General features: G+C 42.6%; 20 protein-coding genes. 12 read left to right on the top strand and 8 right to left on the bottom strand.

The features are described from left to right. Window positions 1–188 precede the first annotated feature (188 nt). A complete protein-coding gene (locus ACRWP9_RS01270; protein ID WP_434927515.1) occupies window positions 189–2,657 on the top strand; it encodes an alpha/beta hydrolase family protein in 2,469 nt (822 codons plus the stop codon). A gap of 127 nt (window positions 2,658–2,784) precedes the next feature. Here ACRWP9_RS01270 and ACRWP9_RS01265 read toward each other — a convergent pair whose 3' ends face one another. Beyond that, entirely contained in the window at window positions 2,785–3,702 is a 918-nt protein-coding gene (locus tag ACRWP9_RS01265; protein WP_434927514.1) for a LysR family transcriptional regulator, read from the bottom strand. A gap of 171 nt (window positions 3,703–3,873) precedes the next feature. Between ACRWP9_RS01265 and ACRWP9_RS01260 the strand changes: the two genes are divergently transcribed. Beyond that, window positions 3,874–5,970 (top strand): alkyl/aryl-sulfatase, encoded by a 2,097-nt coding sequence (locus tag ACRWP9_RS01260; protein WP_434927513.1) that lies wholly within the window; start codon window positions 3,874–3,876, stop codon window positions 5,968–5,970. 58 nt (window positions 5,971–6,028) lie between these two features. Here ACRWP9_RS01260 and ACRWP9_RS01255 read toward each other — a convergent pair whose 3' ends face one another. After that, complete coding sequence (locus ACRWP9_RS01255; protein WP_434928887.1) at window positions 6,029–6,925, bottom strand: LysR substrate-binding domain-containing protein; 897 nt, start codon at window positions 6,923–6,925, stop codon at window positions 6,029–6,031. 207 nt (window positions 6,926–7,132) lie between these two features. Here ACRWP9_RS01255 and ACRWP9_RS01250 point away from each other — a divergent pair, with 207 nt between their 5' ends. Then, window positions 7,133–8,101 (top strand): TDT family transporter, encoded by a 969-nt coding sequence (locus tag ACRWP9_RS01250; RefSeq protein WP_434927512.1) that lies wholly within the window; start codon window positions 7,133–7,135, stop codon window positions 8,099–8,101. Window positions 8,102–8,642: 541 nt separating this feature from the next. Here ACRWP9_RS01250 and ppiC read toward each other — a convergent pair. After that, window positions 8,643–8,921 (bottom strand): peptidylprolyl isomerase PpiC, encoded by a 279-nt coding sequence (gene ppiC / locus ACRWP9_RS01245; protein WP_226412588.1) that lies wholly within the window; start codon window positions 8,919–8,921, stop codon window positions 8,643–8,645. Between the two features lie 328 nt (window positions 8,922–9,249). On the opposite strand from ppiC, the gene ACRWP9_RS01240 reads away from it, so the two are divergent. From ACRWP9_RS01240 to ACRWP9_RS01210, 7 genes are all read left to right on the top strand, one after another. Next, window positions 9,250–9,693 carry a TlpA family protein disulfide reductase gene (locus ACRWP9_RS01240; RefSeq protein ID WP_434928885.1) on the top strand — a complete coding sequence of 148 codons (444 nt, stop codon included), beginning with the start codon at window positions 9,250–9,252 and terminating at the stop codon, window positions 9,691–9,693. Window positions 9,694–9,696: 3 nt separating this feature from the next. Next, the gene (locus ACRWP9_RS01235; protein WP_226412590.1) at window positions 9,697–9,936 is read left to right on the top strand and encodes a DUF4266 domain-containing protein; all 240 of its coding nucleotides are present in this window, start codon (window positions 9,697–9,699) and stop codon (window positions 9,934–9,936) included. Further along, window positions 9,927–11,231 (top strand): DUF3570 domain-containing protein, encoded by a 1,305-nt coding sequence (locus ACRWP9_RS01230; protein ID WP_434927511.1) that lies wholly within the window; start codon window positions 9,927–9,929, stop codon window positions 11,229–11,231. The genes ACRWP9_RS01235 and ACRWP9_RS01230 overlap by 10 nt, the downstream gene beginning before the upstream one ends. Window positions 11,232–11,371: 140 nt before the next feature. Beyond that, the gene (locus ACRWP9_RS01225; protein WP_434928884.1) at window positions 11,372–12,202 is read left to right on the top strand and encodes an FAD:protein FMN transferase; all 831 of its coding nucleotides are present in this window, start codon (window positions 11,372–11,374) and stop codon (window positions 12,200–12,202) included. Window positions 12,203–12,228: 26 nt separating this feature from the next. Further along, window positions 12,229–12,888 carry a response regulator transcription factor gene (locus ACRWP9_RS01220; RefSeq protein ID WP_434927510.1) on the top strand — a complete coding sequence of 220 codons (660 nt, stop codon included), beginning with the start codon at window positions 12,229–12,231 and terminating at the stop codon, window positions 12,886–12,888. Further along, a complete protein-coding gene (locus tag ACRWP9_RS01215) occupies window positions 12,888–14,333 on the top strand; it encodes an ATP-binding protein (protein ID WP_434927509.1) in 1,446 nt (481 codons plus the stop codon). Before ACRWP9_RS01220 ends, ACRWP9_RS01215 begins: the two co-directional genes overlap by 1 nt. Window positions 14,334–14,558: 225 nt before the next feature. Next, complete coding sequence (locus tag ACRWP9_RS01210) at window positions 14,559–15,032, top strand: peroxiredoxin (protein ID WP_226412597.1); 474 nt, start codon at window positions 14,559–14,561, stop codon at window positions 15,030–15,032. A gap of 103 nt (window positions 15,033–15,135) precedes the next feature. On the opposite strand, the gene ACRWP9_RS01205 is transcribed toward ACRWP9_RS01210, so the two are convergent. From ACRWP9_RS01205 to ACRWP9_RS01185, 5 genes are all read right to left on the bottom strand, one after another. Then, a complete protein-coding gene (locus tag ACRWP9_RS01205; protein WP_434927508.1) occupies window positions 15,136–15,990 on the bottom strand; it encodes a hypothetical protein in 855 nt (284 codons plus the stop codon). A 115-nt stretch (window positions 15,991–16,105) separates the two neighbouring features. Beyond that, window positions 16,106–17,440, bottom strand: coding sequence for a two-component system sensor histidine kinase EnvZ (envZ, locus tag ACRWP9_RS01200; protein WP_434927507.1), 1,335 nt, complete (start codon window positions 17,438–17,440; stop codon window positions 16,106–16,108). Window positions 17,441–17,443: 3 nt separating this feature from the next. Next, on the bottom strand, window positions 17,444–18,169 hold the full coding sequence (ompR, locus tag ACRWP9_RS01195) for an osmolarity response regulator transcription factor OmpR (RefSeq protein ID WP_434927506.1): 726 nt from the start codon (window positions 18,167–18,169) through the stop codon (window positions 17,444–17,446). 246 nt (window positions 18,170–18,415) lie between these two features. Further along, window positions 18,416–19,126, bottom strand: a complete 711-nt coding sequence (locus ACRWP9_RS01190; protein ID WP_434927505.1) for a hypothetical protein — start codon at window positions 19,124–19,126, stop codon at window positions 18,416–18,418. A 119-nt stretch (window positions 19,127–19,245) separates the two neighbouring features. Beyond that, on the bottom strand, window positions 19,246–19,998 hold the full coding sequence (locus tag ACRWP9_RS01185) for a putative porin (RefSeq protein WP_434927504.1): 753 nt from the start codon (window positions 19,996–19,998) through the stop codon (window positions 19,246–19,248). 360 nt (window positions 19,999–20,358) lie between these two features. Here ACRWP9_RS01185 and greB point away from each other — a divergent pair, with 360 nt between their 5' ends. Then, entirely contained in the window at window positions 20,359–20,838 is a 480-nt protein-coding gene (gene greB, locus ACRWP9_RS01180) for a transcription elongation factor GreB (RefSeq protein WP_235087476.1), read from the top strand. Window positions 20,839–20,995: 157 nt separating this feature from the next. Next, a complete protein-coding gene (locus ACRWP9_RS01175) occupies window positions 20,996–23,044 on the top strand; it encodes a TonB-dependent receptor plug domain-containing protein (RefSeq protein WP_434927503.1) in 2,049 nt (682 codons plus the stop codon). The last annotated feature ends 102 nt before the right edge of the window (window positions 23,045–23,146 follow it).

The following is a 23,146-nucleotide window of genomic DNA, read 5'->3' as shown; positions in this document are numbered from 1 at the left end:
TAATTTGAGGGCATTTTTATATGTGCTACTCGCATAAAGCCAAGCTATAACCCGATGGCTTTATAAATGTTGTAATTCAATTCTTCCTCGAACACTAAAATCAGGTGCATTTCTAAGCTGTTTTTGTCAAACTACGGACCATAAAACAGATGAAAACATCAATATAATAATGACAACAAGGACTCCTCATGAAAGCTTTTACACTGGTGTTGACCAGTTTAGCCTTAGCAGTTGCGGGCATGGTGCATGGCGCCGAGATCGACCTTAACCATATTCAGCGCCTAGGGCCCGTTAACCAAAAAAGTGCGGCGCCGTTATCGAAAAGTGCTCATGCCGATGCGTTACGTGCCAACCTTGTTGCAAAGTTAACCCAACCCGATGCCACTAAGCCTATTTTAGTTTTCAATCAGCCATTAACCTGGCAGTCAGCGGTAGAAAAAGCGGAAGGCGAGGGCTGGTTAGCTTATCAACTCCCACTATCAACCCAGCGATTTACCCAGGGTACACTAAAGATAAAAGGGCTTGAAAACCCGCAAGTGTATTTAAATGGGCAGCTCGTAAAATCCGCAGATGTAGTGCCGCTGGTGTTAGCCAATGGTGATTATCAACTCATTGTGTTGGCTGATGGTCAGCAAGCTGATGTGCCTTTCAGTTTAGATTGGCAGGGTAACAGTGAGGTTGATGTACTGAGTTTTGTAAAACAAGACACCCAGCGCGTGTCAGCGCAGCAGTTGTTTGATGCCAAAACGATTAGCAGTATGCAGCTATCGCCTAATGGTAAATACCTACTGCAATCAACGGTTGAATATTCCCCTAGTGAGGGCGACAAAGCTATTTCGGTTACCGAGCTACGTGACGTTGCTAGCAACCAAGTGCTTTACCGTTGGCAGGACAGCTCGCCGCAAAGCGGCGCATTTTCATCCGATAGCAAGCAGTTAGCTTATGTGACTGGGCAGCAAATTGTGTTGTTAGATATCGCCGATTTATCACTAAAAGTGGCGGCTGATAAAATTGAAGATGTTTCTGGTTTACAGTGGTATGGCGATACCTTGTTATTTAGCTGGCAAAAAACCTTTAAAGCCGACGAAAAAGCCACCTCAAAGCGCTATCAAGCACTGGAAGATCGCTGGAGCTATTGGCGTAATAACAGTCAGATTTATCAGTTAGATGTGGCATCAGGCGCAATTAGACAACTTACCGAATCTAAGCAAAGCAGCGACTTACTCGATAGCGATATTCGCTTAGGTAAGCTGTTATTGACCCGTTCTGTGGTCGACTATGCTCAACCCGCCCATGGTTTGTCGCAATTAGTTGAGTTGGATATTGCCACCTTAACTGAGATTCTAATTGGCGAATACCGCACCTTTGGCAGTGCTTTGTACGGCGAAAATGGCATGTTTATTTTGGCCGGTCCTAATTTTATGGATGGCCTAGGTAAGCAAGATCCTGCTATGGAAGTTAATGACTATGACGGTCAATTATATTGGCGCGAAACTAAAAACGAACAAATCACAGCCCTAAGCAAAGAGTTTGATCCTGCTATTAGCAGCATGACAGCAGTTGCGGGTAGAGACTTGATTTTATCAGTGATAGAGGGTGATTTTACCCCATTATACTTCTTTGATAAAAGCCAAAACAAGTTCAGTAAAATCGACACCGGCGTTGAAATGGTTAACAGCTTTGGTATTGCTACCGATCAAGCTTTGCCTACCATTGTTTATGCCGGAACATCGGCAACTGTGCCGCAACAAGCATACGTGATGAATATCAAATCAAACCGCAAAGTGATGCTGTTTGATAGCAAAGTCACCAGTTATGCCACCACACGTTTAGGCCAAATTGAAGATTTTGACTTTACCAATAAACAAGGTCAATTGATTGATGGGCGAGTGTACTTACCTGTTGATTATGATGCCAATAAAAAGTATCCGGCATTGGTTTATTACTACGGCGGCACATCACCTGTTGGTCGCCACTTTACTGGACGTTGGCCATTTAATTTATGGGCGGCACAAGGCTATTTGGTGTACGTATTACAGCCTAATGGCACAACGGGTTATGGGCAAGCATTCAGTGGCCGTCATGTTAATGCCTGGGGTAAACACAGTGCGGACGATATAATTGAGGGAACTCAAGCGTTCTTGCAGGCTTATACAGCCGTTGACCCTAAAAAAGTGGGTAATATGGGTGCGTCCTATGGTGGCTTTATGACCATGTATTTAGCTACCCAAACGGATATTTTTGCCGCGTCTATGTCTCACGCTGGGATCAGTAACCTATCTTCATACTGGGGACATGGCTGGTGGGGTTATGGTTACTCTGGTGTGGCGAGTCGAGGTAGTTTCCCATGGAATAACCGTGAGTTATACGTAGACCAAAGCCCGCTGTATAATGCTGATAAAATTACCACGCCGCTATTACTGATCCATGGTGATGCCGATACCAACGTCCCTGTTGGCGAAAGTCATTACATGTATACCGCGCTTAAGTTATTAAACAAAGACGTAGAATTAGTCGAGTTTGCCGGTCAAGACCACCACATTAATGCGCGTAATATACGTTTTGATTGGTGGGACACTACAATGGCATGGTTTGACTTACAGCTTAAAGGTGAACCAGAGTGGTGGAACACCCTTTATCCTGAAACCAAAAAGTAGTCTGACTAAATAACTTCACCGTCACTTTTAACTCGAGTTAAGGTGAAATAAATTAGCCTCGCAATGCGAGGCTTTTTTGTTGTTATTCAACAGTGAGGTGAGCTGTTTGTCGCCCATTGATTAAACATCATTGCGTTAGACCAATATGATGCCGGTATATTTCAGTGATGGTGTCGCGCAACCATTTATGCGCAGGATTATTACGCTGTCGTCTATGCCAAATTAACGATAATTGTACCGGCTTAATGTTAACCGGCATGTCAATAATTTGAATATTAAAAGCCTGCTGGTATTTATGGGCTAATGATTTGCTACAGGCGCCAATACAATCACTTTGAGCGACCAAAGAAATTAACGAGAGTAACGAGTTGCACTCAGCCACCACTTTTCGGGTAGACAGATTATTCTCCGCATAAAAATCAACAATCGAGGTATTTGCGCGGGTGAGATTGAGCTTAATGTGTTGCTCAGAAAAAAATTGCTCAGCACTGACACTGCCATTAATGCGTGGATGATTATGGCGGCAAATTAATACAATTTCATCCGTGGCTAGGGGTTGGTAAATTAAGGTGTTATCGCGGCTATCAGTAATATCAATGGCGAGATCGGCTTGTTGGGAAAATAGTGCCTCATTGATTTGTGTTTCATTGGTATTTTGATCTTTAAAGGTGATTAACGGATTGCCTAGCTTTTGCAAATGCAAAGTATGCGGTAGCAATTGATCTGTGATGGATTCGAAGGCTAAAACAGTGAATTGCTGACGAGAACTTTTGCTATCAAATACCTTAGTATCTTCAACTAACCCTTCTAACACTTCAAGTGAAGGCAGTAGTTGCTCCATCAGTTGATGTGCGTATAGGGTGGCGATAATACCGCGCCCATTACGAATAAATAAGTCTTGGCCGCATAACTTTGATAACCGTTTAATCGAGCCACTGACCGCCGCTTGAGTCACGCCAAGCTGTTCAGCCGCTAGGGTGATCGATTGGTGATGGTATACCTGCGAAAACACTCTATAGAGATTCAAATCAATCTTGTTTGACATAAGTTTTCACCATGGCTGCGGGCGTTAATTCATAAGTATAACTTAATAATCAACCATAGTTACCTTTGTTTATCTAAATTGTTAACAGTTTATGATGAACGTAATTAAGTCAGCGAGCGCTTTGATTATTCGCTTGGCATCAAGTCGCAACCTCAATATGGATGATTAATTATGAACAAGTCAGTTATTGCTTCAATCGTTATTTCAAGCTTGTCTTTTAGCTATTCAGCTGTGGCACATGACCACGCTGCTGGCCAGGATGAACATGCATTAACAACCTCATTTATGTATCAAGGTAAGCCCGCAACTCAGGCGACCAAAGCATACAATACTGAGTTTGCTAAGGGGTTAAAGTTTGACGATACTAAATCGTTTCAAGAAGGCCGTGCCAACTTGATTGCCCCGCTTGATGCAGCAACCGCGGCACTATTAGCCGATGCCTATGAATTTATCGGTGATAAAACACCAGATACCATTAATCCATCGCTTTATCGTCAGGCGCAGATGAATAATGAAGCCTATGGCTTGTATCAGGTGAACGATAACATTTTCCAAATTCGTGGTACTGACTTAGCCAACATGAGCTTAGTGCGTACCGATAATGGTTGGATTGTATTTGACCCGCTAACCACACGCGAATCAGCCAAAGCCTCGTTAGCCTTCGCCCTTAAAAACTTGCCTTTTGGTAATAATGATCCTGTTGTCGCTATGGTTTATTCGCACTCACATGCGGATCACTTTGGGGGTTCTCGTGGAATACAAGATATGTTTCCTAACGTAAAAGTGTACGGTTCAGCCAATATCACCAAAGAGATGGTTGATGAAAACGTACTAGCGGGTAATGCCATGTCTCGCCGCACGTCTTATCAATACGGTGCGACTATGGTGCCATCAGAAACCACTATTGTTGATGCCGCCTTATCAAACGGTATTGCTAAAGGCGAGATCACCTATGTGCTGCCACACCACGAAACAAACTTAAAGGGTAAATTCGAAACGGTAGTGATTGACGGCTTAGAAGTGGGGTTTATGGATGCATCAGGCACTGAAGCCGTATCAGAAGCCGTTGCTTATATCCCCAGCATGAAGACGATTTGGGCAGCGGAAGTGACCTACAAAGGCATGCACAATGTGTATACCTTACGCGGCGCTAAAGTACGTGATGCGCTTAAGTGGTCGAAAGAAATCAATAACATGATCCAAGAATGGGGCGGTGAAGCAGAGTTTTTATTCTCGGCGCACAGCTCACCAGTGTGGAGCAACAATGATATTAATGATTTCTTAAAACTTCAGCGTGATAACTATGGTTTTGTTCATAACCAGTCTTTACGTTTGGCTAATAATGGCGTGGTATTGCAAGATATTGGTTGGGAAATCCAAAAAGTATTACCGCAATCAATTAAAGATGCATGGCACACCAATGGTTACCACGGGACTTACTCGCACAATGCACGCGCCGTATATAACATGTACCTGGGTTACTTTGACATGAACCCTGCTAATCTAAATCCATTACCAACAAAAGCGGAAGCGGCTAAGTTTGTTGAATACATGGGAGGTGAAAAAGCCGTGCTGAAGCATGCTAAAGCCGATTTTGCCAAGGGTGAATATAACTTTGTGGCAACAGCATTAAACAAAGTGGTTGTCAGTAACCCAAGTAACAACGATGCGCGTTCGCTACTGGCTGATACTTATGAACAGTTAGGTTATCAATCGGAAGGCGCAGGTTGGAGAAACGTGTACCTTTCAGGGGCACAGGAGCTGCGTATTGGTCGTCAAGCAGGTGCGCTTAAATCAGCATCAGCAGATATTATTGCTGAAATGCCAGTCGGGTCGTTACTGGATTACTTAGCGATTAAAGTGGATTCAATTAAAGCGCAAGAATATGCCTTTGAAGTTAACTTAGTCCTTCCAGATACCAAAGAAATCTACGTGGTTGAGCTTTCGAACGGTAACTTAAGCAACGCTAAAATTGATAAAGTAAAAGACACAGCAACAGCGACTTTGACTATCAATCAATCTGACATCGTTAAGCTGAACCTTAAGCAAACAACGGTTAAAGACTTGCTTGCAAGTAAAGCGGCTAACATTAAAGGTGATGCGTCTTTCTTAGAAACCTTAGCTAAAGTGATGACAGAATTTGACTCGGCATTCGAGATTGTGCCACTACCGTCAGATAAAGTGATTGAAGCTAATCGTGCTATCTATATGCAAGATGTCGCCAAGCCAGCACACAATGACCGTCACCATGGTCATGATAGTAAGTAAATACTGATTAACTTACTCTGCAATAAAAACCGCTCATTGAGCGGTTTTTTTATGGGGTTTAGTTTGGTCCTGTAGCTTGCCATTGCTGACAAAAAGCCATAAAGCTTTTAAGCAGTGGGTTTTGATATTTGTCTTTATGGATTAAAAACCAAAAGCGGCGTGGCATGCTAATAGGCGGAATCAGTTGGCTAACTCGACCACTTTTTATGGCATATTGTGCCGCCAACGTGGATAAACAGCCTAATCCCAGCCCTGCTGAAACACTGCTAATCAATGCCTCAGTAGTGTTGATCTCGAAGGCGAGCTGCCAATGGCTAAGTTTCGGTGCCAGAGTATTAATAAAAACTTCGCGTGAGCCTGAGCCCGGCTCCCTTAACACCCAATCGCTATGTTCTAAGTCCGTTATTGTCAGCGTTTTTTGCTTAGTTAGCGGATGATCGATTGCGCTAATAATGCACATTTCATCGTGACTGAAAGGGATTGAAATCAAATCTGGATGATGGGTTTGACTTTCGATAAGGGCAATATCCAGCTCAAAATCAACTAACTTTTGACAAATAGTGGCAGAGTTTGAAATAAATAAACTTTGCGATAAATGCTGATGTTGTTGCCGAAATTGGCTAAGTAAATACGGGCTAATATGATTGCCTATGGTATCGCTACTGCCCAGCCTGAGCTTGCCGTACAAGGCTGGATTATCGCTAAAAAGATGCGTGATCTGCAGGGCGCGAATAAGTAATTCATCTGCCAAGGGTAAAAGCTGCTGCCCTTCTTGATTAAGAATAAGCCGATTGTTTACCCGATCAAATAATGGATGAGACAGTTGTTTTTCAAGTTCTGCCAACGCCATGCTAATAGCGGCTTTAGACAAGCAAAGTTGTTCTGCTGCAGCCGTTAAAGTTTTGTGTTGCGTAATAGCATGAAATACATTGAGCTGCTTCAAAGATATGTGCATGGCCATAGTGATACCATCCTCGCGTTTATCGTTATCATCAACGCCGACATTGATGAACCTAGTGTTAATTCGTTTTTATACTCAAGTATATCGTTCAGTATTTCTTAACGCACGTCATTAATAATTGGATATATATAAACAATTAGCAAGGGTAACATCTCATTAAGAAACACATTCGTGCGTTAATTGAAACAGTAAGAGGTCAGCATGATAAATATGGCTAAAGGTAAATTAATTGCAGCGCCAACGCCTATGGCCGGCTTAGCTTTGGGGATTGCCAGTTTAGGCTGGTGTTGGGAAAACTTCGCCAATTTAAATGGTTATGGTCAACTGATAGGCGCGGCGATTGCCAGCGTGTTACTTCTGCTGTTAGCGATGAAGTTTGTCGTCTTGTCCGATACCTTAAAAGAGGATTTAGCCCATCCCGTGATTGGTAGTGTGGTCCCCACATTTGCCATGGCGACTATGGTGGTGTCTAACTCGGTAGGGCAGTTCTATTTACTCGCAGGCGATGCGTTATGGTTATTTGCCGTTGGCTTACATATCGTATTTTTAATAAGCTTTTTATATCACAGAGCGAAAGCATTCGAACTCCATCACATGGTGCCCAGTTGGTTTATACCGCCCGTAGGGATTATCGTTGCTGACGTGTCATTTTCGGGTACGCCACAATTAGCCTTAATTGCCCATATCGCCTTAATCTTTGGCATGGCGACGTATGCTGTGATGTTACCGCTGATGATTTATCGTTTGATGTTTAGCCATGAAGTGCCCGATGCGGCCAAACCAACTTTGGCCGTGTTAGCCGCCCCCGCCAGTTTGTCATTAGCAGGATATTTAACCGTATCGGCTACGCCATCACCTATCATTATCGCCTTACTATTTGGCATTGCAGTGTTGATGACCAGCGTTATCTACCTGGCATTTATTAAATTACTTACCCTGCCATTTAGCCCCGGCTACGCAGCGTTTACTTTCCCTATGGTGATAGGCTCTACCGCATTATTCAAAATGGTCACCTGGATGGAAACGACCAATATAGCAGTGGATTATATTGATCAAGTACGCCGATTAGCGCAGTTAGAACTAGTCATCGCAACCGTGGTAGTGGCCTATGTGGCAATACGATATCTGTATTTTTATCAGCCGTTTAGAATTAAAACGACGGTTAGTTAGCGTTTTGGGGATAGGTTTTCGAGGCACCATTGGGCTTAAAACATTTTTATATGAAAGTGGCTTAGGAGGTTTTTTTGAAAAGGTTTACCAGCCCTACTAAAATAATGCGTCTAGTGAATAGGAATGTTTACCCTGACCCCACTAAATTCCCAATGAAGTTAAATCGAAGAAATGGAATATTAGGTGTAAGCACGGCTGTGACCGTCGATGGCAGGGATGCCATCGTTGAGCTTACAGGGACGTACTTGCAGCGCGTCACAGAAGTGCTTGCACATAAGGTGGCTATTTCACATCCATGTGATCGCGACATGCGTATATCCTATACATCCCTGCCAGCGTGACATTTGTTAATCCAAACGGAGTTTGTAAATACGAAAGGGAACCTGCGGTCTGAATCTGCTGTGGGCGAAGCACTACTAGGTTGATTTGTTTAACATGGCCGACAAGCTTTAACGCAACACTTAGTTAGCCCTGATCTGTTTTAGCGCAGCAATCAGTAAATCATGGTCGCTTACTCATACGCGAACTCTTATGTTCACTCTTAGGTCCGGTAAAGCACTTTTACCACATGCCAACCAAACTTTGTTTTAACTAAATGCGGCGTGATGAGCTCGCCACTAAAACAGACCTTATCAAACGGCGGTACCATTTGGCCTTGTTTAAATTCACCTAAACTGCCGCCTTTTTTACCCGATGGACAGCTAGAGTGTTGCTTTGCAAGCACATCAAATTTAGCGCCTTTTTTAAGTTTAGCCATAATGTCATCGGCCAACTCTTTGTGTTTGACCAAAATGTGTAATGCGCTAGCAGTGCGTGCCATGATGTGAACCTTTTATAAAATGTCGCTAATGACGGCATTATATCATTGCTTATGCCTGTTGCTAACCTTGCAAACTGAATGATATTTATCTGCTTAATTCGCCCGAATTAAGCATAATGATGCTGGCATATCACTTTATGCTACTGACTGATTTTACAAAATAAACATTTATCAATTTTCCTTAAGAAAGCCTTAAGATTGGCCCGATAGATTGCCAGTATAGGGTTTATAAGGATTAATCATGCCAGCTATCCATAATCACATTTCGTTACTGTCTTTTCGAAAAACCATCAATGCATTGTGCTTATGCTTTAGCGCTTTGTGGGTGATGGCGTTTGCACATTCAAGCATTGCTGCGCCCGCATTAAATTATGCTGTGCAAAATGTTAAGGGTGAAACCGTTAACCTGTCAGAGTTTGCGGGCAAAGTGGTGTATGTCGACTTTTGGTCGTCCTGGTGTGGACCTTGCCGCAAATCTTTCCCTTGGATGAACGAGATGCACGCCAAATATGCCGCCAAAGGTTTAGCTGTAGTGGCGATTAATTTGGACGTTGAACCTGAGCTTGCTGCGCAGTTTTTAACAAAGTTACCCGCGAGTTTTCCTGTGCGTTATAACCCCGAAGGCGATGTGGCGAGATCATTTGATTTACAAGGCATGCCGAGCAGCTTTTTGTTCAATCGCCAGGGCGAATTAGTGCAAAAGCATGTGGGTTTTTATGATGATAAAAAAGCCCTGTATGAGCAAGAAATTCAACAGTTGTTGGTGGAGTAGTTTATGAAAAACAATTTGATTCGATTCAATATTAAAGCTGGACTCGCTATTGTTATTTTAACCGGTTTATCGGCTTGCTCAACCTTAGGTGTTGAGCCCTGGGAAAAAGATCAACTTGCAAGAGCTGATATGGCTCTAGACAGTGAAAAGCTTGATATGGCCTTAGATGATCATATTTATTTTAGTAAAGAAGGCACCAGTGGTGGTCGCTCATTAGCGGGCGGAGGTTGCGGATGCAATTAACTCAAAAACGCAATATAGCTGGCGCCATAGCCATGGCGAGTTGCAGCTTAATTAACCCTAGTGCTCAAGCGACAGACCTTAATGACACCGTAAAATCAGACGATTGGAAAGTAGATGCCGCCATTATGTATTACGGCGAGCAAGATAGAGTGCAAGCCGCTGAAGTGATCGGCAATGTGCAGAAATCGTTTGGCGATAGCTCATTATTGGACATGAAGCTGGTAGTAGACAGTTTAACGGGTGCATCGGCGTCAGGTGCGGTGGCGCAGGACAGTAGCCAAACCTTTACTCGCCCTTCTGGTAATGGTGAATATACCGTTACCCCTGGTGAAACGCCGCTTGATGACACTTTCCACGATACGCGCGTGCAATTAAGCGCGAACTGGATGGAAGTACTTAATCCAGATTGGACCTTAAACGTGGGCTTAAATGGCTCAACCGAATTTGACTATTTATCGTTAGGTTTAAATGCGGGTCTTGAGCGTAGCTTTAATAAAAACAACACAATAGTGGCGTTATCAGGGGCGTTTACCCAAGATACTATTGATGCTGTAGGTGGCAGACCTGTGGCGTTATCTGAAATGGCACTGAGATCTAAATATGATACTGAAGCCGCGTTTCAAGCGGCATTTGATGACACGCGTCAATCGGGTACCGATGACAAGCAAACGATTGACCTAATGCTTGGGGTAACCCAAAACATTAATCGCTTTTGGTTAATGCAAGCTAACTATGGTATTTCGAATGTGTCGGGTTACATGAGCGACCCATACAAGGTGTTATCTCAAGTGGATAACAGCGGTACCACACAGGCGTACCTATATGAGAATCGCCCTGAAGATCGCTTAAAACACAGTGTGTTTTTAATGACCAAAGGCGCGTTAGATTCTGGTGTAGTTGATTTTTCTTATCGCTACAGTACCGATGATTGGGATATTTCATCACATACCTTGGAAACCCATTATCGTTATTATTTGAGCCCGAGTATTTATGCTCAGATACACCTACGTTACTACCAACAACAAGCAGCAAACTTTTATCAGCCATTTTTGTTGGCGGATGAGCCATTACCTGAATTTGCCAGCGCAGATTATCGTATTGGTGATATGACCGCGTATACGGTGGGATTAAAGTTTGGCCAACGGTTATCTGGCGGACATGAATTAAGCTACCGTTTAGAGTACTACCAACAAAACCCAGAAAATAATGGCACTGAGTTAATTGGGCAGTTGAATCAATTTGAACAATTCCCTGCGGTGAAAGCGATTGTGGCACAAGTGAGTTATTCGTTTTAAGATGAACACATAATGTGTTTGTGGACAATGCGCTAATGAGCGGTGCCAATTTGAGTGCTAATCAGACTTATGATGCCAATCAAACCCCTTCAGCGACTTTACAGAGTCGCAGTTGGGGCTTTTTAGGGTGTTTTCGCGCTATGGCAAGCCCTTGTGAGCTATTAATGGCAACAGATAACGCCGATATAGCCCAAGCTATGTTGGATATTGCCCACAAGGAAGCCATTCGCATAGAGCAAAAATATAGCCGTTTTTTAAGTCATAACCCCCTATGGCAGATAAATAATGCCCAAGGTTCAGCTACCCCTATCGATACAGAAACCCTACAATTGCTAACGTTTGCCCAGCAATGCTACCAATTAAGTGATGGTGATTTTGACATCAGTGCAGGGCCATTAATGCGCTTATGGCGCTTTGATGGGCAGTCTTCGATACCGGATGACGCGACCATTACTCAGGCTAAAGCAAATGTTAATTTTGCTAAGGTCTATTTTGATCAAGCTAATATTCAGATGCCAGCGGCAATGAACCTTGATTTTGGCGGTATTGGTAAAGAATATGCGGTTGATAAAGTGGCTCATTTATTAGCGGCTCAGTGGCCAGATATTTCGGTATTAGTAAATTTTGGCGGCGATATTCATTGTTTAGTTGAGAAATCACACTCCCCTTGGCAAGTTGGTATCGAAAACCCTAACGCCTTAGATAATGCCGCAGCGGTGCTTAGTATTAACCAGGGAGCGCTTGCCACCAGTGGTGACACGCGCCGTTTTATTGAAGTGAATGGCAAACGTTATGGGCATATTATTAGCCCAACAACGGGCTATCCAGTCGTTAATGCGCCCCGCTCTGTCACTGTACTAGGGCCTAATTGTGTCACCGCCGGAATGTTAGCCACCATGGCGATGTTACAGGGCGCGAATGCTGAGTTATTTTTAGAACAACAGTCAGTGAAATTTACAGTATTTAGATAATTGAGTGAATCAAAAAGGACAAGGTCATGCGGGTGCTACTGGTTGAAGACAATGCATTATTAGCGCAGGGAGTGTGCTTAAGTTTATCTAAGCTTGGTATGCAAGTGGATCATCTCTCAACATATCAACAAGCCTTAACGGCAGTGGATTATGAAGACTTTAGCGTGATTATTCTTGATTTAGGCTTACCAGACGGTGATGGCGCTGATTTACTTAAGCGTTGGCGCAAAAACGGGGTGTCTATTCCTACTATTGTGCTGACCGCTAATACCGATTTTGATATGCGCCTGGCCTGTTTAGATATGGGGGCCGATGATTACCTAAGTAAACCTTTTGACGTGAGAGAGTTAGCGGCAAGGTTGCGCGCTATTGTGAGGCGACAGCATGGCCTAGACCATAATCAATTTGAGTATGGTGCATTAAGTATCGACTTTTCTAAATGTGAAGTGCATTTTCGTGGTGAACTCGTTCATCTTTCGCGACGAGAATATCAATTATTACTTGAGTTTGCTCAGTCCGCAGGGCGAGTGTTAACGCGCTCTCAACTTGAACAATTAACCTATGGCTGGGATGAGGTTGGCAGTAACTCTATCGAAGTGCATATTCATCATTTACGTAAGAAAATGGCTAACGAACTCATCAAAACAGTGCGCGGTATTGGTTATACCTTAGTTGAGGTTGTTTAATGTCGGTAAAATCGAATCGGGGTTTAAGCTCGCTGTACTCGCTGCGCATGCTAATGGGCGTTGCTATGGTAACGGCTATTATCATTACCGTGGCTATCACTAATTTACTCAGCCGAGATGATGCTAGTAGACAAATAGAAGAGTTATTTGATGCGCAAATGCTGCAAACAGCCAAAGTGCTGGAATTGTTTTATGTGAGTGAGTTTACCGACGTAAAAATTAAACAACTTATTCAACAGCCTATAAAACTGCATGTGCAACAAACCGATATTGAAACCTTTGCAGAGCAGTCGACCACAGCCAACTTGATGTATGAAAACAAAATGTCTTTTCAACTGTTGAGCGAGTCAGGGGAGTTATTAGTTTATTCAGATAGCTCCGGTGAGAAATCACTAAGTCGTTTGGCTCAGGGGTATGAGTTACGCAACATTGATAATGCCTTGTGGCACGTGTTTAGCTATTTTTCCAAAACACATAGGATATGGATTGTTACTGCACAAAGTGAGGATGTTCGCGAAGAGTTGTTAGCTAAGATGATGTCGAATACCTGGACCGTGCCGTTCCTTGTGATGCCAGTCGTGTTGTTGGTGTTTCTATTGATTACTTATTACTTATTTAAACCAGTCAAAACCCTCGAAGCTAATTTACTGACGCGCGCGCCACAGGATTTATCGCCCATCAATATTGCTCTGCCTACTGAATTAATTCCGGTGCAGCGGGCTTTAAACGATTATATCCACCGTATATCACAGGCAATGCAGCGGGAAAGGCGTTTTAGTGCTGATGCCGCCCACGAGCTCAAAACCCCATTAGCTATTGTGAAGCTGCACCACAATGGTTTAAGGGATTTATATGGTGACACTGTTGAACAATTAGTCACTGAACCACAACAGGCGCAACTTCACTTAAGTGCGATTGAGCAAGGTGTTGACCGCATGAGCCATATGGTTGAACAGTTATTGTTGTTGTCCAGAGTCGATGCTATTGAGGCGCTTAATTTACAACAGTGTAGAGTGAGTGACATCATTGAGGCATCGATAAACCAGCTTATTACTATTATCGCCGACTACGAATGGCAGATTGATATTTGTCCTTCTATTATTGCCACGGTTGATGAGTTTTATATGGAGTTAGTGTGTAAAAATTTGATAGAAAATGCCTGTAAGTATAGTCCTAAAGAGTCGATTATCAGTATTCAAGCCATTGAGCAAGATAACAAGATTATCTTAAAGTTTGCTGATTCAGGTAAGGGAATGAGTGAGACGCAAATCGCACGAGCAAAAGAGCGATTTTATCGGGTGGATGAAAATGACTCCCAAGGTGCTGGTTTGGGATTATCGATTTGCCAGCACATTATTAGTCTACATGGCGGTGAACTTAATTTGGCAGCCAACCAACCTAAAGGCTTAGTCGTCAGTATGTCATGGCCAAACGCAACACAATAGACAGCGCGGATAACGTAGTAGCCGAATAAATTAGTTTGGACTAATTTATCTCTACAGACGTACAATGAAGTTATTTGTTAGACTGCATGGCTGATCAAAATGCGCGTTTGCAATGAGCTATTGCAATAAACTGTCATAATGTTCAGTCACAATCATCGAACCTTATTTTTATACAGTGGCTTTCTATGATGCCGCTGCAACTTCACTTATCGTTAAGGAACAAACATGATCACTCAAGGACAAACTTTACCAGCGGGTACATTAGGTCAATTAACTAAAGACGGCATGGTAAACCATAACGTTACTGAACTATTCGCCGATAAAAAAGTGGTTTTATTTGCCGTACCAGGTGCATTTACGCCAACGTGTTCAGAAGCACATTTACCGGGTTTTGTGGTATTAGCGGATCAGCTTAAAGCCAAAGGTGTTGATTTAATTGCGTGTGTATCAGTTAACGATGCATTCGTGATGAAAGCTTGGGGCGAAGCGCAAAATGCATCAGAATTAATGATGCTTGCAGACGGTGATGCTAGCTTTACTAAAGCGTTAGGTTTAGAAATGGATACCGCAGGTTTTGGTGGTGTTCGTTCACAACGTTATGCCATGGTAATTGATAAAGGCGTGGTTAGCGTATTAAACGTTGAAGCGGCTAAGTCATTTGAAGTCAGTACTGCTGAAGCAGTATTAGCTGCCCTATAAGTTTCCCTTTCATCACTTTGACGTGATGATGAACTAAAAAAGCATGCCATCATTGCTTTGATTGGCGTGCTTTTTTTATGGTTACAAACAGTACCATGCAGGCTTAGAAGTAGTGAATATATTCCGCGCCAACACGGTACAACACATCATCAAAACCTATTAAATCTAACTCATAATCACGGCTGACATATTCGGTTGCGAAATGCAGTAAATTGTTCTGGTTGCCTAACGGCACAATAACGCCAAATTTTAAGTGATCTACTTTATAAAATTGATTGTCATCATACGCCCACTCACCAGAGAAATGGCTGTAGGACGCAGTTATTTGTACGCCACTGTTGGCAAAGGTATACGCATTGTTCCATTCAACAAAGTAACCTAGACCAGAGCGGCCAAGTACATCAACACCGTGGCCAAGTTCTTGGCGAGGCCAATCATCATCTTTTTCTTCTTCGCTATAACCCGCACCGAGTACAAAGCCAAGATCGTAATGATTAACGTCAGTAAAACGACGATTTAAGCCTAAACCAGCAATGGCTAATATTTCAAACTCTTCTAGTTGCTGGCTATTGTAATGGCCTTCAACTCGGGCGTGGGCACTGACGATATATTGCTGCTGATCACCAAAACTGGTAAAAGGACGATAATAATGGAGCTTAGCATCCATAGAGTTACGATAGCGGTCGTCATCGTACTTTTCAGAGTCTTTTTCGTAGTAATAGGTTGCCCGTGCGCGAATATAGTTTTCATCTAGCTTGAACCCATTATTGTAACGGCGATCATCCCAAATGATTGAAAACCCACCACCGCGCGACATTGAGCTATATTCTGAGTCTGGATATGATTCAAGACCGACAATAACCGACGCGGCTAATGGCAAGGCCTTTTCTTCAGCCATAACAGAGGTACTGATATTGGCCAATAGTAAACTACTGAGTACTGACACTATCAATTTCATATTTTGGATAACCTTTTTCAATGTAAACGCAATGTGTTACCAAATGATAACATCTTGAGGGTAAATATCATTATAAAAAAGAGGGATTAAGCGGTAAGTAAGTGTTAGCTTTTGATCATGTTTTGGGTAATAAAACCCGGGCAATTAATCCACCATCAGCTCGATTTGCCAAACTCACTTTACCGTTATGGCGGTCGATAATACGCTTAATAATGGCCAAACCCAGCCCTGACCCCACGCTACCACGCGCACTGTCACCTTGGGTGAAAGGCTGGAAAAGTGTTTCTGCTGTCGCTTCATCAATACCAGGGCCATCATCCTCTACCGAAAAACCGATAAATGCACCTTGTTGGAAGGATGATATTTTTACCCAGCCATTACCGTATCTAAAGGCATTTTCTACCAGGTTACTCAGTACCCGCTTAATCGCTACGGGGTGAATAAGAATTTCCGGACATTCGCTTAAGTTTGTTTCTAGTACACCGGAACGATGACTTTCTTGCTGACTTATCTCTTGAATTAACTGATTAACTTGAAACAATTCACGTTCAACATCTTCATCATTGCGGATATAAGCAATAAATTGGGTGATGATGGCGTCCATGTCTTCTATATCACCGACAATGCCGTCTTTTAAATATTGGTCATCTTCTACCATCATTTCTGATGCAAGGCGAATCCTGGTTAAAGGAGTACGCAAATCGTGAGATATTCCGGCCATCAGTAGGGCGCGGTCTTGTTCTAGTTGTTTCATGCTGTGCGCCATTTGATTAAACGCATGGGTCACTTCAACGATTTCCGTTGAACCACTTAAGGGTAAAGGGTCGGGGAATTGGCCTTTTGATACCGCAAAAGCGGCCTTTTGTAATCGTTTTAAGGGTTTATTTTGTTTGCGAGCAAACAGCCAACCGCCAGCGACACTGAGTGCTCCGATAACCAGCAAATATAATGTCAGTGGCGATAAGTCAGATTCGTTAATGCTAGTCAGCGGCACTTTTATCCACAATTTAGGCGCTTGCGGTGGGCGGATCCAAACATTTAACGTCTCGCCTTGAGAAAAGCGCACTTCTGCTTCACCGCCTAAATAGCCTGACATTTGCTCAGATAAAAAACCATAGTAAGCGGCATTGTCTAAACCTGCTTCACGGGCTTGCTTTAGATTGTAAACTGTCATGCCATCGTGACGAACTTTAGCATTAAGTGCGTCAACCATGGAGAGATGTTCACGACCAACGTCAACACCATCAACAAATAGAATATTGATTTGCCTAGCAATAAGCTGGTTAATTTGCTCATAACTGGGTTTAATAAAGTACACAGCAACTGACCAGTAAGACACCAGTTGATTGATCAGCAGCAAGCTACCAATCAATACCACGGTTTGACTAAAGGCGTTACGAGGTAAGAGGCGTTGCCACCACTTTAAGACTAATTTGGCAGGTTCTGGCACGGTTTACTTACGCGCCGAACCGTCAGGCACAAACACATAGCCTAAACCCCATACCGTTTGAATATAACGTGGGTTGGCTGCATCTTTCTCTATTAATCGGCGTAAACGCGATACTTGCACATCAATCGAACGCTCTAGGGCAGAATAATCCCGTCCACGGGCTAAATTCATGAGTTTGTCGCGCGATAGTGGCTCACGAGGGTGGGAAACCAATACTTTTAATACCGCAAATTCGCCACTAGTGAGTGCAATACTTTCATCACCATGGAACATTTCGCGGGTGGCTAAATTCAGTGAAAACTCACCAAACTCAATCATTTCTTCTTGCTGTGCAGGGGCGCCGGGTACATCAGTAATTTGTCGGCGCATTACCGCTTTAATGCGGGCAAGTAATTCACGGGGATTAAATGGTTTAGGTAAGTAATCATCGGCGCCTAGTTCTAGGCCAATAATGCGATCGACTTCATCGCCTTTTGCGGTAAGCATCACAATCGGGATCGGGTTTTCTTGCTGACGCAAACGGCGACAAATAGATAAGCCATCTTCACCAGGTAACATTAAATCTAATACGAGTAAGTGAAAGTTTTCACGCTCAAGCAGTCTATTCATTTGCTCTGCATTGGCAGCGCTGCGTACTTGGTAGCCTTGCTCCATTAAATAACGTTCTAACAACGAACGCAGTCGCATATCGTCATCAACAACGAGAATTTTAGATGTTTCTTGGCCCATGAAAATGTCCCTTTTACCTTCAGCATTTTTAGTTAATATAACCAGTTTACCGCTTAGCTAATAGTGTCTTGAAAGTAACTTTAGCTTGAAGTCGCATTTTTATAACTATTTGTTATTAAATGCTATTGATTTTATTGGTTTTTAATTAATATCAATTAAAGTGTGAAAATTGTAACAAATCCCATTTTGTAGATAATTAACAAGGCTTTGTAAGCTAGGTATGCAAATTGTATTAAATGCTTATGTTTAAAATAATCTTCCCCACACAAACTCAGCGTTAATAGCTTGATCTGAACTGCTGTAAACTTGGGCGTAATAGCCGTTAGTAAAAATCACACAATAGCTGATATCAACCGCCAGTTTCTCAGGCCAATATCCAAAGGTGTGATGGCGCTCAAGTGCTTGGTATTGCTGACCGAGAATATCCACATCACCAGACTCAGAGGATAAAGTGAGTAGGGTATTTGCTGCGGACAGTGAGTAATGGATCGGTTGGGTTACAAGGTCGTGAGTGAGCAAGTCGGTTTTGGTTATTTCTGGCAATTCTGCAGGCTGCGCGACTAACGATTGTTGTCGATAAAATACCAGCTCACTGGGAATAAACTGCAGTGCATCAGCCTGTTGCTTGATACGTCCCCAGTGGTGGAAGCTGCTATTTGGTGAGTCGAGGTTGATAAAAACGTGGCTATAACTGGTATCAGGATTAATGTGCAGCAATGCCATTTGGTTGGCTGATTGATAAAGCCAGTCGCCTGTTATAGGCAGGTCATTATTGGGTAGAACACTACTTGGTAGGGCGCGATTAGGTAGAGCAATGTTCGTTAGCACGCTCGTCAGTAGGTTATTACTGTAGACGAAACCGACATTAAAACACATTGATATAGGCAACATAATGACAAGTGTAAATAGCGGTTTAGGTCGATATTTATCAAATAAGTCTTTTAGCATTGAGTACATATAATTCCCTTTATGTGTACAAATAGAAGGTTAAGTATAGTTGATAAAATGGCACATAAAAAAAGAGCCTCATAAAGAGACTCAATTTTAGGTATTCATAAAGTATGATTTAAGGTGAGTTAGAAGCGGCCCACAACACCCAAACCTACATTATAACCATCAGCATCAGAATCAAGATTTTTTGATAAATCAAATGTAGCAGAGAATGCATCTGACATGCGTAACCAGTATGCGGTTTTAACCATAAAAGCATCATCAGAGCCAACATCCGCATAACCTAAACCCACAGACCAGGCTTTAGTCACATACCAATCTGCATTGATATTGATTAAGTCATCAGCATCTGTGTGAGTCCAAGATGCACCTAGGTCGATACCGGTTGTTGTTTCAAAATCAATAAAGCTACGCACTTCAGCACCGTACTGTGATTCAAAGTCATCACTGCCATCAATATAAAAAGCGGCTACTTTTGAGCTATCATTGAAAAAATAACCCCCATCCAGTTTGTAAACACTGCCACTATTATTGCCAAATTCTACACGTTGGAATTGACCACCAACGAACCATTTTGAATCAAACACATAAGTACCATCAAAACCTAAAGTGTCCACATCGGCAGCGTCAAACATAGAATAGTTAGCGCCAACGTTAGATTTTTGCGCTAAAAAGCCGTTAAGTGCATAAGGGCCGTTTGCTTGGTCAACAGGGCTAACATAGTAGCGATATTTTGCATTCCAAATACCGTCACCAAATTCTTCAGAGTTAGCGTTATAGCTTAAGCCCGCTTCGTGTTGAAACGCAGCATCTTGTGCAGCTACAGCAGGTAAGCCTAGAAAACCTAATAATAACGCTAGAGCAGTAACATTTTTCATCAATCATTCCTTTATTTGATTATTTTTCGCTAGGTAATTCAAGCAAGTTCGGGGGGGGAGATAGACTGAGCATACAAGATGTTTAATCCTCTACATTTTTCTTCCAAAACATCATGTTTGTGAAGTGTGCTTTCCTAGCGGCGCAAACCATAAAGCAAATGAGGTTAAAAATAAAATGAAACTTATAAATTAATAAAAAACTTAGACTTTTTATAAATGTCAATCCACTAAATAGAATGGGTTTTACTGTTGGCATTCTACTTTGTAATTAGTTTTATGTGCTATTCCGCTACATTGAGCTAATCGTGATATATTGCGCTATTGAATTTTTTATCCTCTAACTGTGATTATAAAATTATTATGAGAACGGCGATTGTGACCCGCGAAGGGTTTGAAAAACTCCAGCAAGAACTGCATTTTTTGTGGCGTGAAGAGCGACCTGAAATCACTAAAAAAGTGGCTTGGGCCGCTAGCTTGGGCGATAGAAGTGAAAATGCTGATTATCAGTACAATAAGAAACGTCTGCGTGAAATTGATTGGCGAGTAAGGTATTTACGTAAAGCGATTGAAAACCTTAAAGTTGTCGACTATTCCCCTGAGCAAGAAGGCAAAGTCTTTTTTGGTGCTTGGGTAGAGATTGAAAACGATGACGGCCAACAACTGACACTGCGGGTGGTCGGTTATGATGAAATTTTTGGCCGCAAAAATTACATTTCGATAGATTCACCTATGGCACGTGCCTTGTTAAAAAAAGAAGTTGATGATGAAGCGATAGTCAGTACACCTGATGGTGATAAGTGCTGGTATATTAATAAGATATTTTATCGACAAGCTGAATAAGCTCATTTGAAAAACATTATTTTCTCGCCTTCTTATCGCAAAGTTTGATAAATAGACTCTAGGCTGCGACACCTTGTCGCAGTTTCCGCTTTAGCTTTTGTCTCCCCCTATTGTCGCAGGCACAATTGCACTACAACTTATCTACAAAAACAACAACATGAATGTAAAGTTTTCAATATTAACCGCTGCAGTTTTGTCTGGGCTCTTTAACGGTCAATCTTTTGCTGATGAAATGGAAATTATCACCATTCAGCATAGTGATAATTACGCTGTTGCTTCTGCTTCAGACAAGGCATTAGCCGCCAAAATTGATGTAGGCGATTTATTTAAGGTGTTACCCGGAGCGTCAATTAATGGCAATGGTCCGTTAACGGGAATTGTGCAATACCGGGGTTTGTCTGGGGACAGAGTTAACACTCAAATTAATGGTGCTAAATTGGCTGGAGCAGGTCCTAATGCTATGGATACCCCCTTAAGTTATGCCAGCTTGATTATGACTGAACGGGTAGATTTGTATCGGGGTATCGCGCCTGTTGCTAGTGGTATTGATACCATGGGCGGCACAGTTAACGTTGTAGAGTCTAGCGCCGAGTTTGATGTGGTTAATGGTAAAGCTGCCGGCCAGTATCAAGATAATGGGCAACGTGGTTACTTAGGGGCAAAAGCTAATTTGGCGAATAAAGACCATGCTTTATTGGTTTATGCTGATGCATTAAATGGCAATGAAGATGTTAAAACAGCTAGCGGCAAGCGTATTCACCCCACTGATTATAAAAAACAAATGTTGGGTGGCCAATACAAGTTTAATTTAAGTGACTCTGCCGGCCAGGACGCGTTTATTGGTGTGGGTTATCAACATCTTGAAACAACCGATGCGGGCACGCCAGCATTACCCATGGATATTGGTTTTATTCGCACAGATCGGGTTAATGTTGAAGGTTTACAGCAACTAGCCGACTGGCAACTTGATTGGCACTTAGCCTATTCTGATGCGCGTCATGGAATGGACAACTTTAGTCAACGTAAGTTAATGCCAACCATGGGCGCGCGTTATAACAATGCTGATTCGACCAGTTTTGATGGTGCAGTAGCATTAAGTAAAGATAATTGGCAGCTAGGTGTGGATGTACAAATGGCCAACCATGACTCTGTGATTACTAATCCTACCCAGGCTATGTTCAGTGTCGATAACTTTAATGATGTAGAAGATAATCGCTACAGTGCTTTTGCCCAGTGGGACCAGAAAATCAACCATTGGCAAGTTAGTCTTGGTGCGCGTGTTAAACAATATCAAGCGAATGCGGGTGACGTACATCATTCAATGGCAGCCAATATGCCCGCTATTAATATGCTGATGACGCAGTTTAATCAAGCCGATAAAAACCAATCGCAAACCGGCTTTGATGCAGTGGTGGATGCAAGATATGAAGTCAATAATGAGCTGTCTTGGATTGTAGGGCTGGCTCGCAAGCAATCTAGCGCCTCTTATCAGCAACGGTATTTGTGGGTACCTATGCAGTCTACCGGTGGTTTAGCTGATGGTAAAACCTACGTAGGACAAATCGATTTAGACCTTGAAACCGCTTATCAAATTGAACTGGGTAGTGAGTATCGCTGTGAAGGTTTATCTATTCTTCCGCGTATTTTTTACCATAGTATTGATGATTATATACAAGGTGTAAGCGCAACCAGTTCTACAGTGATAATGGCAGGAGCTATGGTGGGTGATAATCAGCCTATGCAGTTTGCCAATGTCGATGCAGATTTAATGGGAATGGATATCAACGCTGCGTATGCGTTTAACTCACTTTTTTCAATCGATATGGTAGCCAGTTATGTTGCGGGTGAACGTCGCGATATTGACGATAATTTATATCGTATTGCCCCAGCCAATATTAATGTCGGATTAAACTACGAATCACATTCCTGGTTTGCAAGATTAGAAACCTTAGCGGTAGCGGCACAAAATAAAGTGTCCCAAAGCCAATTAGAACAGCGCACGTCAGGTTATGCGGTGGTGAATATGCTAATGGGATATGAAGCTCAGTCTTGGTTAATAAAAGCCGGCGTCAATAATGTTTTTGATATTGAATATCAAGACCATTTGGCGGGATATAACCAGGTTATGGCAAGTGAAATTTTACCGGGTGAGCGTATGCCAGGGCTGGGTATACAAGCATGGTTAGCGGGAGAATATCGCTTTTAATACTTAATCATTTCAATCGTTTGGTTGAGTACCACACTTTGTCGATGACGACCCACTTTCGCATCTCTGCCAAGAATGAAAGTGGGTATTTTTTTTGCTACT

The sequence above is a fragment of the Shewanella sp. HL-SH2 genome (assembly GCF_051164935.1).
Classification (GTDB): domain Bacteria; phylum Pseudomonadota; class Gammaproteobacteria; order Enterobacterales; family Shewanellaceae; genus Shewanella; species Shewanella glacialimarina.
This window is presented reverse-complemented; position numbering and strand designations above follow the sequence as displayed.